Here is a 14,429-nt window from a genome sequence, read left to right on the forward strand (position 1 = left end):
GTAGCCTCCGAACCCGAACCTGACACATATTCACCTTCGGAGGCGACGTGCACACCATCGGGCGCTCGATCGACCTGGGCCGCCGCGGCCTCCTCGCCGGTGGCGCCGCCGCGTTCGGCGTCCTCGCCCTCGACGCACGGGAGGCAGAGGTCGCCGCCGGCACGCTGGCCGGCGACCTGCCGCCCGTCGTCGACGTCGTGGTCGTCGGCGCCGGCATCGCCGGTCTGGTGGCCGCCGACGAGGTCACCCGCGCCGGCCGTTCCGTGCTCGTCGTCGAGGCGCGCGACCGGGTCGGGGGACGCGTGCTCAACCACGAGCTCCCCACCGGCGGCACCCTCGAGGCCGGCGGCGCCTTCATCGGACCGACCCAGGACCGGATCGCGGCGCTCGCGAGCCGGCTCGGCGTCGCGACCTTCGAGCAGTACGCCACCGGCAAGAACGTCTACCTCTCCTCCCTCCTGGGCCGGATGGAGTTCAAGGGCACGGTCCCGCCGGACCCGACGATCCTGCTCGACGCCGCGCTCGCCCTCAAGCGTCTCGACGACATGGCCCGCGAGCTGCGGGTCGACGCACCGTGGGCGCACCCGCGCGCCGCGCAATGGGACGCCCTCAGTCTCAGCGACTGGCTGCGCCGCAACACCCTCAACCGGCGGGGCATCGAGAAGCTCATCCGGTCCTGGACCCATCCCGGCTTCGGCGCCGACCCCGATCAGGTGTCGCTGCTGTTCGTGCTCCACTACATCGCCTGCTCGGGCAACGAGTCCACGCCCGGCACCTTCGAGCGCAACTCCGACACGGTCGGCGGCGCCCAGGAGAGCCGGTTCGTCGGCGGCTCGCAGCGGGTGCCCCTGGAGCTCGCGCGGCTGCTCGGCGCCCGGATCGCGCTCGACGCCCCGGTGACCGGGATCGTGGCCGAGCCGGACGGCGTCCGGGTGGACACCGGCCGTGGGTCGGTGAGGGCGCGCCGCGTCATCGTCGCCGCGCCGCCCAAGCAGGTCCTCGACATCGGCTTCGCCCCCGCTCTCCCGGCCGGCCGGCGGGCGCTGCTCGAGCAGGTCCGGATGGGCCGGCTGATGAAGTGCGACGCGGTCTACGAGCGGCCCTTCTGGCGCGCCCGCGGCCTCACCGGCTTCGGCATCGCCGACGCGGGAGCGGTCCGGGTCGCCTTCGACAACCACGTCGCCGACACCGGCCACGGCATCCTGCTCGCGTTCGTCGGCGGCTCCGCGTGGCAGCAGTACGGCAACCTCTCCCTCGCCGAGCGCCGGGCGGCGGTCCTCGAGGGCTTCGCGAGGATGTTCGGCGAGGAGGCCCGCCACCCGATCGACTACACCGAGCACGACTGGACCCGCGAGCAGTGGACCGGCGGCGGCCCCACCGCGATCTACCCGCCGGGCGTGCTGTCGGTCCACGGCCGGCACATCCGTACGCCGCACGGGCGGGTGCACTGGGCGGGGACCGAGACCTCGACGTACTGGACCGGCTACATGGACGGCGCCGTCCGCTCCGGCGAGCGGTCCGCGCGGGAGGTTCTGGCGGCGCTGTAGTGCGCCCCCGGTAGCGTGCCGGCGTGACCCCCGAGCTGATCCTCGACCCGTCCGCACCGGAGCGTGCCGACGCCCTCCGGGCCCGGGGTGCCGAGGTGATCGGCGCGCTGCCGGGACTCGCGCGGGTCGCGACCGACGCCGTGGTCCGCCGGTTCAGCGAGGAGGAGCCGCCGCCGGACGAGCTCGCCGAGGCCGCCGGCGACCTGCGGATCAGTGCCGTGGAGGTGGTCGCGGACGGCTCGGTGGTCCTCCATCTCGACGACAGCTGCGGGGAGCACTTCCTCGACGGCTACTGGCCGGCCGTGCGTCTCGGCCCGACCGGCGAGGTCGTCGCCGTCACCGTGGAGTCGTGACCGCCTCGCCGGGCGTCAGGACCGGCGTACGCCGGGCCAGCCCGCGCGCCGACGGGGCGGCGAGCGCGGCCAGCGAGCTGAGCCCGATCACGGCGGCGACGACGAGCAGCCAGGTGTCGGTGCCGACCAGCGCGGCCACCGGACCGGTGAGCGCGAGGCCGATCGGACGGCAGGCGAACGAGCCGACCAGGTCGAAGGAGTAGACCCGCGCGAGCATGTCCTCGGCGATGTTCTCCTGGATCGCCAGGTCCCAGTTGACGCTGAACAGCTGCAGGCCGACGCCGTGCACGAACGCTCCGGCCAGGACCAGGCGGAGATCGTCGGCCACGGCCATCGCGAGCGGGAACGCCGCGGTCAGCGACAGCAGCACCAGGCCCCAGCGCAGCAGGTGGCGCGGGCGCCAGCGCAGCGCGACCAGGCCGCCCGCGACGAAGCCCACCATGAGCGCCGACAGCGCCCAGCCCCAGGCCTCCTCGCCCCAGACATCGCCGACCACGATCGGCCCCAGCACGCCCTGGGCGCCGTTGTAGAACAGGTGGTAGAGCAGTGCCTGCCCGATCAGGAGCCACAGCCAGCTGTGCCGGAACACCTCGCGCGCCCCGTCCGCGAGCTCGGCCAGGAGGCGCTCGCGCGACCCGTTCGTCGTCCCGGTCGCCCGGATCATCGCGAAGAGCACGGCCGCGACGGCGTACGTCGCCGCGTCGGCCGCGATCGCCCACCCCGGCCCGGCGACGGCGACGATGATGCCGGCCAGGGCGAAGCCGACCGCGAAGGCGGTCTGGCCGGCCAGGCTGCGCAGCACGACGGCGCGCGCGAGCTGGTCCTCGGCGACGGTCGAGCGGGTCATCGCGTTGGACGCGGGCTGCGCGATGGCGCCGAGACAGCCGTTGACCACGCCGATGGCGGTGAGGAACCAGATCGAGCCGTGCCCGGTGACGAGCACCACCGCGACCGCCGCCTGGCTGACGGCGGTCGCCGCCGACGAGCCCTGCATGAGCAGCGGGCGGGGCAGTCGATCGCCGAGCACACCGCCGTACAGGATGGTGACGACCTCGGCCGCCGCGAACGCGGCGACGACGAGGCCGAGCTGGGTGGCCGTGCCGCCGAGGTCGAGGACCGCGAAGGCCAGCGCCACCGGCGTCATCGCCGAGCCGAGTCCGCTCACCGCGACACCGCCCACGAGTAGGCGGAAGTCGCGCGAGCGAAGCGGAGACGGAGGCACCGAAGGAGATTACTTCGCTATCAAAGTATTCGGCAACGAAATACTTGTTTCGGCGCGTCTCGACCGGGGGCAGGATCGGACCCATGACCGCCTCCGGTGCTCCCTTCGCCCCGCCTCCGCCGCCCGGCCAGGGCCCGCCCGCTCCGTTCCCTCCGCCGGTGTCGCCGGCGCGGACGCTGGGCGACTCGATGGTGCTGCGGCACGTCGTCGGCGTGGTCGTCGCGCTCGTCCTCACCCCCATCGGCGTCCTGGTGTTCGACTACGGGGCCGGCACGTATGCGCAGAAGCGGGCGGTCACCCTCGACGGCTCCGGGGCGACCCGCGAGCTCGTGCTCATGTTCGTGGGGGCGCTGGTCCTGGCTGCGGTGGCAGCCTCCGCCCGGGTGTCCGGGCTGGGTCCGGTCGTCGCGGGGCTCCTGTGGGGCGGCCTCCCGTTCGTCTGGTTCCTGGTCGACCTGCGGAGCTTCTTCGAGGTCACCCGGGACCTGCCGTCGAGCCACTACTGGTTCGCGGTCCCGACCTATCTGTTCCCCCTCGTCGGGGCGCTGCTCGTCGGCAGCGGGCTCGCCGGACGCTGGGGCAGCCGAGGGCGCGCCGCTCGACCTTCTCGAGGAGCTGACCCGGTCCACCCGCAGTAGCGTTCAGCCATGGCCGAGGACTGGACGGACCGCCACGTCGCGCGGTGGAAGGATCATTGGCTCGACCTGGAGTTCGACGAGGTCGTGGAGGGCGTGTTCGTCCGGGTCAACCGGATCGACCGATACCTGCGCGCCGCCAAGCAGCGCGCCGTGGCGACGGTCGGCCTGACCGACTTCGAGTACAACACCCTGCACCTGCTGATGATCCGCGATACTCCCGGCTCCGCGTCCCCGACCGAGCTCGCCGCCGAGCTCGGCATGTCCGGGGCGGGGATGACCGGCCGGCTGGACGGGCTGGAGAAGGCCGGCTGGATCCGCCGGATCCCGTCGGTCGACGACCGGCGCCGGGTGATCGTCGAGGTGACCCGGTCCGGGATGGCCGCGTGGCGCCGGGCCATGGACATCCGCGGCGAGGCCGAGAACGACCTGGCCGACGCGCTCACCGAGCGCGAGCTGGCGACCCTCAACCGCCTGCTCAAGAAGGTCACCGTGCGCGCCGAGGAGCGGGAGGCCTGAGCCCCGAGCCCGGGCGGGTTGCTACAGCTGCTCCTGCCCGAGGGTCAGGATCGCGAGCAGCCGGCGATCGAGGTGGAGCGACGCGGTGAGGCCGAGGGTGCCGAACACGTCGGCGCACAGAGCGGCGACGCTCTCCGGGCTCAGGTGCAGCTGGGCCGCGATGGCCTTGTCGGACTGGCCCAGTGCGACGAGCTCGAGGACCCGGCGCTGCCGGTGGCTGAGCCGGTCGAGCCGGTCGGCGGCGACGGTGGTGAGCTCGATGGTGGACGTCCTTCGCGGGTGCATGACGGGTGACCACTAGTCCAGGAGCGAGCCGCGGTGGACGCCGCGGTACCGGCGGCGCAGACGGATCCGCCCGGGTGGCCGGGGCCGGGGGAGCTGCGGGAGGAGTGTGGCGGGGCGCAGATCCGCCAGGTCGAGCAGGACGGGGGCGTCCGGGTCCCCGGCGTCGTACCGACGCAGGATCTCGCGGACCGCGAGCTCGGTACGGCGCACCCGGACGTCGACCTCCCGGTCCTCGTCGAGCCCCGCGGCGGGCGATGCCGACGTCCACTGCCGCCCGTGGGTGCGGAGGGCCGCGACCAGTCCGGCCGGGCCGTCGAAGTGCGTGCGCCACTCCTCCCGCCAGGGCAGGGCGCCGCTCATGTCGACGGCGGCGACCGCCTCGACCACGCGGATGATGCGGCGGCGTTCGTGGATGCTCCAGGTCATGGGGGAGTCCTTCCGAGGAGTCGTGCGGGCAGGCGGGAGCGGATAGGGGAAGGAGGCGCCCGGCCGCGCCGGTGATACACCCGAAGCCGACGTATCAGCGGTACTGGCTCGCGGGTCCGATGTGCGGGACGATGCATCCGCAAGCTCTCGCGTGACGCGAAGGGGGTCGGGTGTGGACGTGGACTCACCGCTGCCGGCGCTCGTCTCCGCGGCGCGGGAAGGAGATCAGCATGCATGGGATGCGATCGTCGAGCGGTTCCTCCCGCTGGTGGACGCGATCATCCGGGGCCACCGCCTCGGCGAGGCCGACGGCGACGACGTCAGCCAGACCGTCTGGCTACGTCTCGTCGAGCACCTCGGTGACCTGCGCGAGCCGGCGGCGCTGCCCGGCTGGCTGCGGACGACGACCCGCAACGAGTGCCTGCGGCTGCTGGCGGCCCGGGGCCGGATCCGACCGGTCGACCCGCAGGACGCCACCGGCCTCGACGCCGTCGTCGACGACAGCGCCGGTGTGGGGCTGCTCGCCGCGGAGAGCCGACAGCTGCTCCGCGAGGCGCTCGCCGCGCTGCCCGAGGCACGCCGTGCGCTGCTCCTGCTGCTCCTCGCGGACCCGCCGGTCGGCTACCAGGAGATCAGCCGGCGCCTCGGCATCCCGGTCGGCAGCATCGGTCCGACCCGGGCGCGCGCGCTCGACCAGCTGCGCCGCACCCCTGCCCTGCGCCGACTGGTGGAGGTGACCCCGTGAACGACCCCCGCGACGACGACCTCATGGCCCTGCTCGGCGACGCCGTGGCCGAGGAGGCGGCGGTCAGCGACCGCCGTCGTACGGCGGCGCGCGCCGCCTTCACCTGGCGATCGATCGACGCCGAGCTGGCCGAGCTGCTCCACGACTCGGCGCTCGACGCCGGCGCCGCGGTCCGCTCGGACGGCGAGGACTCCCGGACCCTCTCCTTCGGGCACAGCGGGCTGACCCTCGAGCTCGAGCTCGACGGCGAGGCACTCCTCGGCCAGGTGATCGCTCCCGGCGGCGCCGCGGACACGACCGTGCCCGCCTCGGTGCTGCTGGAGCGGCCCGACGCCGATGCGCGCTCGGCGGTCGCCGAAGCCTCGGGCTTCTTCCGGTTCGAGGGCGTGCGGCCGGGCACGGCTCGCTTCGTCGTCGAGCAGGGCGGGTGGTCGCTCACCACGCCCTGGGTGACCCTCTGATCCTCGGCGGCGACGAGCACGGCGCCCGTTCTCAGTTCCGTCGGTGGAAGCGGACGTCGCTGTCGGGCGACCGCTCAGCCGGTCACCGCCGGCGGCCCGGCTCAGGTCAGCGGGCCGACGATCCTGATCGCCCCACCACGCGGGTCGGTCGCGGCGGTCGCGCCCGCGAGGACGTCGTTCCACGCCTCGCGCGCGGACTGCCCGGTCGCGCGCATCCGCGCGGCGATGAGCCCGGTGACGATCGGCGTCGAGAACGACGTACCGCTCCACTGGGCGAGGCCGTCGAAGGTGCGGACCTCGCCGACGTGCGGCGGCTCGTGGCAGGTGTAGGTGCCCTTCGGGAAGGCGTTGACCAGGTCGCGCCCGCGGGCGTACACGTCGACCCATCGCCCGACGTTGGAGAAGTCGGAGACGCAGGCGTCGGGGTCGACCGAGCCGACCGAGACCACCCACGGGAAGGCGGCCGGCCAGAACGGCTGGTCGCTGGAGTCGTTGCCCGCCGCGGCGACGATCAGGACGTCCGTGCGCTCGGCGAGCTTGTTGGTCTCGCCGAGCAGTCGGAATCCGAGCAGCGCGAAGTCGCCGCGGGTGTGGGTGCCCGCCGAGATGCTGACGAGCTGCGGACGGTCGTCGTCATCGATCGCCTGCTGGAGCTGCTCGACGATGTCGGACTCGTAGACCGCGCCCCCGTGGACCAGCACCCCCTCCACCTCGACCCGGGTGTCGGGTGCCAGGCAGCTGATGACGCCGGCGACGAAGGTGCCGTGGCCGGCGTACGGGTGGATGGCGTCGGGGTCGACCGTCTCGACGTCGCCGGGGTCGGCCACGACGTCGCCGGCCTCCAGCCAGGGGGTGGCGGTGCTGCCGACGGCGTCGGTCCACAGACCGGTGTCGACGACCGCGACCCGGACCCGGTCGCGGTCCGCGAGCCTGCCCGGCGAGGGATGGGCCGCGGGCCAGGGCTTGGTGTGGCGATGAGGCGTCTCGGGCTCCGTGGCCGGGCACATGAAGCCGCGCGGCGTCACGTAGACGACGTGGTCAGGCGTGGCGGCACCCCGCTCGAGGACCTGGGAGCGCTCCAGCTCGTCGAGCGTCGCGAGGACGTCGTCCTGGCGGTCCACCCGGGAGGGCAGGCGCGCGAGCAGCAGGTCGGGGACCCGGGTCTCCCGGGCGTCCAGACTGCCCCGGAACCGCTTCCGGTTCTCGTCCGTTCCGAAGTACTCCTCCAGCCGGCCGAGGTCCTGGCGACGCACCAGGGCGTGCCCGGGCCGGTAGAGATAGTGGACGTCGGCGTCGTCGCCGGTCGGCCGCGATCCCTTCGCCGGTGCGCCCGAGACGCCGGAGTCCTTCATCGCCTCGCGGATCACCCGCACCTGGGCGCGCAGCCGCTCGGCTCCGACGTCGCGTGGTGGGTGGGGCCGGGTGAGCCGCAGCCGCCGCAGCAGCTCGCGCAGCAGGTGGACCGGGAGGCTGGGTCGTACGGGATCGCTCATGGCCGCTCCTGGGGCGAGGTGACGGACCGGGCCGGGGCCTGCCGTCGGCGCTAACGTAGTGCTGCCGCGCGGGTCCCGTAAAGGAGCACAGACCGCCGATGGAGGAACTGCTCGACCTCGCACTCGAGGATCCCGACCAGGGTCGAGCCCGGGCGGAGGCGCTGCTGCGCGGGCCGGCGGACGCCCTCGCCCGTTCCTACGCGCACCAATGCCTCGGCATCGTGCACCGCGACCGCGGCGATCACGACGCCGCCCTCCGGGAGCTGCGCGCGGCGCTGCGGGCCGCCCGGCAGGCGTCCGTGCCCGACCGGGAGCGGGACGTCCGCGCCACGCTGGGAGCGACCCTGGTGTTCGCGGGTCGGACCCGGGCCGGCCTCGCCGAGCTGGCCCGAGCGGCCGACGGTGCGACCGGTGCCCTGGCCGCGCGCATCGGCATGCGGCGGGCCGGGGCGCTGGTGCTGCTCGGCCGCGACGAGGAGGCGATGCCGGTCCTGCGGGCCGCGCGGGACGCGCTCGCCGCGACGGGCGACGAGGTCTGGGAGGCCCGTACCCGGATCTGGCTCGGCGACCTGGAGCTGCGCCGGGGCCGCCTCGACGCCGCCGAGGCCGAGGCGCGACGCGCGGAGCGACTCCTGGAGCGGGCCGGCGCGCAGCTCGAGCGGGTGACGGCGCTCGAGAACCGCGCCGACATCGCGATCGCGCGGGGCGACGTGGCCGGCGGACTGCGGCGCTACGCCGAGGCGGCCGAGCGGTACCGGTCCCTGGGCCAGCCGGTCCGGTACGCCGGCACCGCGATGCACGCCCGCGCCCATCTCTCCGCCGGTCTCGCCCGTGAGGCGGTCGTCCTGATCGCGCGGTTCCTGGAGCGGGGCGGGATCCCCGCCGTCGACCAGGCCGAGCTCCACCTCCTGCACGCGACCGCCCTGCTGGCGATGGCGGAGGAGGGCCGGGCGCTGGAGGAGGCTCGGACGGCGCGGGCGATGTTCCGCCGCCAGCAGCGCGACTGGCACCGGCTGCGCGCCGAGCTCGTCGAGCTCCGGGCCCAGGACGCCGCCCGGGCGGGTCCGAGCCGGGGCCGGGCAGCCGCCCTGGCCGCGGCCCTGGACGCCGAGCGGGCCCACGAGGCGCCGGTCGCGCTGATCCTCGCCGGGCGCCTCGGTGACGGTGACCAGCGGTTGCGCGCCTGGACCCGCGCGGCGTCGTACCGGCACCACCCGAACGCCCTGGTCCGGGCGGGCGCCTGGCACGCGCAGGCGCTGGCGCGCGAGGAGACGGGGGGCCGCGGCGGCGTCCTCCGGGCGGCGGCCGCGGGGCTCGCCGCCGTCGACGAGCACCGTCGGCTGATCGGCTCCTCCGAGCTGCGGGCGCTGGCGACGGCCCACGGTCGCGAGCTGACCGCGGTCGCCCTGCGCCACGCGGCCTCGGACGCGCGGACCCTGCTGCGGTGGAGCGAGCGGACCCGGGCCACGGCGCTGGCGCAGCCCCCCGCGACCTCGGACGCCGCCACGATCCCCGCCGCGCTGGCGGCGTTGCGCGCCAACGGGCGGCAGCTGGCCGAGGCACGACAGGAAGGCACGGCGACCGAGGACCTCGAGCGGGAGCGCCGCCGGCTGGAGCGGGCGGTGCGGGCGCAGAGCCACACGCTGTCGGCGACCACAGCCGCGCAGCAGCGGCCGGCGGGAGTCGAGGAGATCCTGGCCGCGACCGACGACACCTGCCTCGTCGAGCTGGTCGAGGTCGACGGGAGCCTGCACGTCGTGGTCGCCCACGCCGGCACGGTACGGCGCCGGGTGGCCGGGTCGGCGGACGAGATCGCGACGCTGCTCGGTCCCGCGGGGATGCTGCTGCGCCGCGCGGCCCGCGGCCGGCCGGCCGACACGGCCGACCTGGGGCGGGCCCTCCAGGAGGCGGTGCTGGGCGAGGCGGTCCGGCTGCTGCCGGACGCCCCGGTGGTCCTGGCCCCGACGGCCCGCCTGCACGGCCTGGCCTGGTCGCTGCTCCCGACGCTGCGCGACCGGCCGTTCGCGGTGGTCCCCTCGGCAGGCCAATGGCTGCGTGCCCGCGCCACGGCGGCCCCCGACCCGGTCAGCACCGTCCTCGTCGCGGGACCGGCGCTGGCCAGCGGCGGGGCCGAGGTGCCGGTCCTGGCGCGCCGTCATCCCGACGCGGTGTTGCTGGACGGGCCGCGGGCCACGCTCGACGCCGTCCTCGCCCACCTCGACGGGGCCGGACTGGTCCATCTGGCCGCGCACGGCCGGTTCCGCGCGGACAGTCCGCTGTTCTCGGCCCTCGACCTCGCCGACGGGCCGCTGACGGTCCACGACCTGGAGCGGATCCGGCGGGCGCCGTACCGGGTGGTGCTGTCGGCGTGCGAGTCGGGCGTGCTGGCGCCGGTGGGGGCCGAGGAGCTGCTCGGCCTGGCGGCGGCGCTGTTCTCGCTCGGGACCGCCGGGCTCGTGTGCAGCGTCGGCGAGGTCAACGACGCCGCCACCGCCGACCTGATGGTCGACCTGCACGCCGCCCTCGCGGCCGGCGAGGACCCGGCCACCGCACTGCTCGGTGTCCGGCGCCGGGCGGGCGGCGACGCGGTGGCGGCCGGTACGGCGGCGGCCTTCCTCGCCCTGGGGGTGTGACCCGGGACGGGGCGAAGAAGGTCGAGAACTACGTCGGCCTCGCCTCGGCGTACCGCGGGACGGGCGCCGCCGCGGTCGGCAACCTGGTCGCGGGCGTCCTCCCCGACGGCATGCTGCCGACCGGATGCCGCTCCTGCCTGCCGTTCTCCTCGTCGTCGGTGAGCTGGTTCCCGGGTTGCTCTGAACCCGCTCGGTTCACCTACCGAAATTGTCGGCGTGCCGGGGTGTGGACGACGAATCCGGTAGGTGAACCGCGGTCACTAGGCTGCGGCCATGACTGACACCAGCCTCACTGCCCGGGAAGCCATCACGGCCGTCCAGGGGCACGAGGCCTGGGCGATCATCCGGCGCTCCACCCGCGCGGGCGACCGCGACACCGTCGGCGTCCTCGGCGGCACCCGCAGCATCGTCGAGTCGATCATGGACATCCCTCTCGAGACGGGAGTCCCGGAGCCGGGACACATCTGCGACCGGCTGGTCGCCGTACCGTTCCGTCAGGTGAGTGAGCGCGGCTTCGAGGCCCACGACGACGGCACCCCGCTCGTCGTCGTCGACGTGCAGGCCGAGCACGAGTTCTCCGTCGCCGACGTGGTCGACGCGATCGACCCGGTGCCGGTCGAGTTCACCGACCGCGGCGGCTTCGAGACCGGCGACGACGAGTACGCCGAGATCGTCGCCGCGATCATCGAGGGCGAGATCGGCCAGGGCGAGGGCGCCAACCTCGTCATCGGCCGCAACTACCGGGCGGTCGTCGCCGACTTCGACGCGTCGGTCGCGCTCACCGTCTTCCGCCGGTTGCTGGAGCGCGAGCGGGGCGCGTACTGGACCTTCGTCTTCTTCACCGGCGACCGCTTCCTGATCGGCGCCTCGCCCGAGCGCCACGTGTCGGTGCACGGCGGCGACGTGCGGATGAACCCGATCTCCGGCACCTTCCACCTGCGCCCGCCCGCCGGCGAGACCCGCAGCACCGAGGAGCGGATGCGCGCCTTCCTCCAGGACGAGAAGGAGATCTACGAGCTCTTCATGGTCGTCGACGAGGAGCTCAAGATGATGTGCGACATCTGCACCGAGGGCGGCCAGGTGCTCGGGCCCTTCCTCAAGCCGATGACCCACCTCATCCACACCGAGTACCTCCTCGCCGGCCGCACGACCCGCGATGTGCGTGAGGTCCTGCGCGACACGATGTACGCCGCGACGGTGACCGGATCGCCCGTCGAGAACGCCTGCCGGCTGATCAAGCAGTACGAGCCCGAGGGCCGTGGCTACTACGCCTCCGCGCTCGCGATCTTCGGTCGCGACGACGCCGGCGAGCCGGTCCTCGACAGCCCGATCGTGCTGCGCACCGCCGACGTCTCGCCCGCCGGGGAGCTGAAGGTGACCGCTGGGGCCACGCTGGTGCGCGACTCCGACCCGGCCTACGAGGTCGCCGAGACGCACGCCAAGGCCGGCGGCATCCTCTCCGCCTTCGGCCTGGTGCCGCCCGCGCCGGTCGCCGACGTCCCCGTCGCCGACCTCGTCGCCGACGAGGAGGTGCTGATCGCGCTCAACGCGCGCAACAGCCGGCTCTCCGGCTTCTGGCTCGCCGACCAGGCCGGTACGCCGAGCGACCCGCGCCTCGCGGGGAAGTCCGCCGTCATCCTCGACGGCGAGGACGACTTCGTGAACATGCTGCGGCACATGCTCGCCCGGATGGGGATGAGCTCGTCGGTGGTGCGTCATGAGGACTACGCCGACGGCGTACTCGACGGCTTCGACCTGGTCATCGTCGGCCCCGGCCCCGGTGACCCGCGCGACGACACCGACCCCAAGATGGGCCGGCTCCGCGCCGCCGTGACCTGGCTGCTCGCCCACGAGAAGCCGTTCGTCGCCGTCTGCCTCGGCCACCAGGCGCTGTGCCACCAGCTCGGCGTCCCGGTCGCCTACAAGGACATCGTCTTCCAGGGCACCCAGGCCACCGTGCTGCTCGACGGGCGTCCGCAGCGGGTGGGCTTCTACAACACCTTCGTGGGTCGGGTCGCTCCCGGGCTCGCGCTGCCGGATGGGGTCCGGGTGGACGCCGACGCCGAGACCGGTGACGTCAACGCGCTCGCCGGCCCGCACTACCGCGGCGTCCAGTTCCATGCCGAGTCGATCCTCACCGAGCGCGGCTTCGACATCGTCCACGACCTGGTCGCCGGCGTCCTGCTCTGATCGCTCCGGGCACTTTCCACAGGCCGCGGATCGGTGGTGGCGCCGAGGCCGGGACGGCGTCAGGCTGGTGGCATGGCCACCCGGACCCTCGAGACGCCCGGCGCGCGGTATGATGGCAGTATGACCACGAAGATCGCCGTCAGCCTGCCCGACCATCTGGTCGAGCATGCCCGTGCGGCGGTGGCCGAGGGGAAGGCCGCCTCGGTCTCGGCCTATGTCGCCCAGGCCCTGCAGGAGAAGGCGGACCGGGAGCCGATCGGCGACTTCTTCGAGATGTTCGACAAGAAATGGGGTTCGCCCACTGCGGAGCACGATGCCTGGGCGCGCGAGCAGCTCGACCGCGCCGACAGGGAGATGGCCGAGAAGAAGGCCAAGGGCCTCTTGTGACCCGTGCGGGCCTGACTCTCGATGCCGGTGCTCTGATCGCGGTCGAGCGTGGCAACCTCTTCGTCCGACGCTTGATCGAGAACGCGTTGAGGGAGGATCGGCCGATCCATGTCGTGCCCGGTGTGCTGGCGCAGGTCTGGCGCGGTGGACCACGTCAGGCCGAGCTTGCCGCGCTGCTGGGGTGCGACGGCGTCACCCTGGTCGGTCTGGATCCGGAGACGGCTAAGCTGCTCGGCCTGGTCGTCGGGGCGACCGGACACACGGATGTCACCGATGTCCATGTGGCAGTCCACGCGCGGCAGCGCCAGCACGCCGTGATGACCTCCGATCCCGAGGACATTCGCGCCGTCGACCCTTCACTCTCCATCATCGCCGTCTGATGCTCATGGCGGATCTGATCGCCCGGCCACCCGGCGAGTACCTCGACGCCGACGACATCGTCGAGTCGACCGCGCCGGAGGTGATGGCGCTGGCGGCGCGGCTGGGCGCCGGCCGCGGGGACGATCGGGCCTTCGCCCGCGCGGCGTTCGACTGGGTGCGCGACGAGATCGCCCACGCCGGCGACGCGGGGGATCCGCGGTTCGCGGTCTCGGCGACCGAGGTGCTCGCCGACGGCGTCGGCTGGTGCTACGCCAAGGCGCACCTGCTGACCGCGGTGCTGCGCGCGGGCGGCGTACCGACGGGGCTGTGCTACCAGCGGTTGGCCGACGACGGGACCGACGGCGGGTACGTCGTGCACGGGCTGGTCGCCGTCCACCTCGACGGCGGCTGGCACCGGCAGGACCCGCGCGGCAACAAGCCGGGGGTCGCGGCGGAGTTCTCCCTCGGTGAGGAGCGGCTGGCCTGGCCGGTCGACCCGGCACTGGGGGAGGTCGACCACCGGGGGGTGCACGTCGCCCCCGCGCCCGGCGTGATCGCCGCGCTGCGGCGCGGCGAGCTGGCGACCGAGCTGTGAGCGCTCATCCCCACCTGATGCCCAGGACGCCGCGGTGACCCCCGATGTCGTGGTCGTCGACCACCGCGACTCCTACACCTGGAACCTGGTCCACCTCGTCGCCGGCGTGACCGGCGTGCTGCCGACCGTGGTCCAGTGGGACGACCCCGTCGAGCTGTCCGGGTTCTCCCACGTCGTGCTGTCACCGGGACCGGGCCATCCGGGCGAGTACGACTGGGACTTCGCCGGTGAGCGCCCGGTGCTCGGGGTCTGCCTCGGCATGCAGGGGATGGTGCTCGCCCACGGCGGCGAGGTCGGGCGGGTCGAGCCCGCGCACGGCGTGGTGGAGTCGGTGACCCACGACGGCCGCGGCGTGTTCGCCGGGGTGCCGTCGCCGCTCGACGCGGTGCGCTACCACTCGCTCGCTGCGACGCGGCTGCCCGACGAGCTCGAGGCGACCGCCTGGGCCGCCGACGGCACCGTCATGGGCGTGCGGCACCGGAGCCGGCCGATCGAGGGCGTGCAGTTCCATCCCGAGTCCGTCCTCTCGACGTACGGCGCGAGGCTGGTCGCGAACTTCCTCGCCGTGGGACGCTGAC

General features: G+C 74.1%; 16 protein-coding genes. 12 read left to right on the plus strand and 4 right to left on the minus strand.

The genetic code is table 11. The features are described 5' to 3' along the window. Positions 1–47: 47 nt before the first annotated feature. Positions 48–1,547 (plus strand): FAD-dependent oxidoreductase, encoded by a 1,500-nt coding sequence (locus tag QJ852_01165; protein WGX97057.1) that lies wholly within the window; start codon positions 48–50, stop codon positions 1,545–1,547. A gap of 23 nt (positions 1,548–1,570) precedes the next feature. After that, positions 1,571–1,900, plus strand: a complete 330-nt coding sequence (locus QJ852_01170; GenBank protein WGX97058.1) for a hypothetical protein — start codon at positions 1,571–1,573, stop codon at positions 1,898–1,900. Here the strand turns inward: QJ852_01170 and QJ852_01175 are convergent. Next, entirely contained in the window at positions 1,884–3,122 is a 1,239-nt protein-coding gene (locus QJ852_01175) for an MFS transporter (GenBank protein ID WGX97059.1), read from the minus strand. The two genes, QJ852_01170 and QJ852_01175, sit on opposite strands and share 17 nt — an antisense overlap. An 83-nt stretch (positions 3,123–3,205) precedes the next feature. Here QJ852_01175 and QJ852_01180 point away from each other — a divergent pair, with 83 nt between their 5' ends. Next, positions 3,206–3,760 carry a hypothetical protein gene (locus tag QJ852_01180; GenBank protein ID WGX97060.1) on the plus strand — a complete coding sequence of 185 codons (555 nt, stop codon included), beginning with the start codon at positions 3,206–3,208 and terminating at the stop codon, positions 3,758–3,760. A gap of 9 nt (positions 3,761–3,769) precedes the next feature. After that, the gene (locus tag QJ852_01185; GenBank protein ID WGX97061.1) at positions 3,770–4,276 is read left to right on the plus strand and encodes a MarR family transcriptional regulator; all 507 of its coding nucleotides are present in this window, start codon (positions 3,770–3,772) and stop codon (positions 4,274–4,276) included. Positions 4,277–4,297: 21 nt separating this feature from the next. On the opposite strand, the gene QJ852_01190 is transcribed toward QJ852_01185, so the two are convergent. Both QJ852_01190 and QJ852_01195 read right to left on the minus strand, forming a co-directional pair. Further along, on the minus strand, positions 4,298–4,561 hold the full coding sequence (locus QJ852_01190; GenBank protein WGX97062.1) for a LuxR C-terminal-related transcriptional regulator: 264 nt from the start codon (positions 4,559–4,561) through the stop codon (positions 4,298–4,300). A gap of 12 nt (positions 4,562–4,573) precedes the next feature. Beyond that, entirely contained in the window at positions 4,574–4,987 is a 414-nt protein-coding gene (locus tag QJ852_01195; protein WGX97063.1) for a hypothetical protein, read from the minus strand. Between the two features lie 178 nt (positions 4,988–5,165). Between QJ852_01195 and QJ852_01200 the strand changes: the two genes are divergently transcribed. Both QJ852_01200 and QJ852_01205 read left to right on the plus strand, forming a co-directional pair. Further along, on the plus strand, positions 5,166–5,732 hold the full coding sequence (locus QJ852_01200) for a sigma-70 family RNA polymerase sigma factor (protein WGX97064.1): 567 nt from the start codon (positions 5,166–5,168) through the stop codon (positions 5,730–5,732). After that, positions 5,729–6,193 (plus strand): carboxypeptidase-like regulatory domain-containing protein, encoded by a 465-nt coding sequence (locus QJ852_01205; protein WGX97065.1) that lies wholly within the window; start codon positions 5,729–5,731, stop codon positions 6,191–6,193. The genes QJ852_01200 and QJ852_01205 overlap by 4 nt, the downstream gene beginning before the upstream one ends. A gap of 101 nt (positions 6,194–6,294) precedes the next feature. Here QJ852_01205 and QJ852_01210 read toward each other — a convergent pair whose 3' ends face one another. Next, a complete protein-coding gene (locus QJ852_01210) occupies positions 6,295–7,686 on the minus strand; it encodes a S8/S53 family peptidase (protein WGX97066.1) in 1,392 nt (463 codons plus the stop codon). A 98-nt stretch (positions 7,687–7,784) separates the two neighbouring features. On the opposite strand from QJ852_01210, the gene QJ852_01215 reads away from it, so the two are divergent. From QJ852_01215 to QJ852_01240, 6 genes are all read left to right on the plus strand, one after another. Continuing rightward, entirely contained in the window at positions 7,785–10,319 is a 2,535-nt protein-coding gene (locus QJ852_01215; GenBank protein WGX97067.1) for a CHAT domain-containing protein, read from the plus strand. Between the two features lie 273 nt (positions 10,320–10,592). After that, positions 10,593–12,509, plus strand: coding sequence for an anthranilate synthase family protein (locus QJ852_01220; protein WGX97068.1), 1,917 nt, complete (start codon positions 10,593–10,595; stop codon positions 12,507–12,509). 120 nt (positions 12,510–12,629) lie between these two features. Further along, positions 12,630–12,896, plus strand: a complete 267-nt coding sequence (locus tag QJ852_01225) for a hypothetical protein (GenBank protein ID WGX97069.1) — start codon at positions 12,630–12,632, stop codon at positions 12,894–12,896. Further along, positions 12,893–13,276 carry a hypothetical protein gene (locus QJ852_01230; protein ID WGX97070.1) on the plus strand — a complete coding sequence of 128 codons (384 nt, stop codon included), beginning with the start codon at positions 12,893–12,895 and terminating at the stop codon, positions 13,274–13,276. The genes QJ852_01225 and QJ852_01230 overlap by 4 nt, the downstream gene beginning before the upstream one ends. Then, positions 13,276–13,851 carry a transglutaminase family protein gene (locus QJ852_01235; protein ID WGX97071.1) on the plus strand — a complete coding sequence of 192 codons (576 nt, stop codon included), beginning with the start codon at positions 13,276–13,278 and terminating at the stop codon, positions 13,849–13,851. Before QJ852_01230 ends, QJ852_01235 begins: the two co-directional genes overlap by 1 nt. A 34-nt stretch (positions 13,852–13,885) precedes the next feature. Beyond that, positions 13,886–14,428 carry an aminodeoxychorismate/anthranilate synthase component II gene (locus QJ852_01240; GenBank protein ID WGX97072.1) on the plus strand — a complete coding sequence of 181 codons (543 nt, stop codon included), beginning with the start codon at positions 13,886–13,888 and terminating at the stop codon, positions 14,426–14,428. The last annotated feature ends 1 nt before the right edge of the window (position 14,429 follow it).

This window comes from Nocardioides sp. L-11A (assembly GCA_029961745.1).
Taxonomy (GTDB): Bacteria; Actinomycetota; Actinomycetes; order Propionibacteriales; family Nocardioidaceae; genus Nocardioides.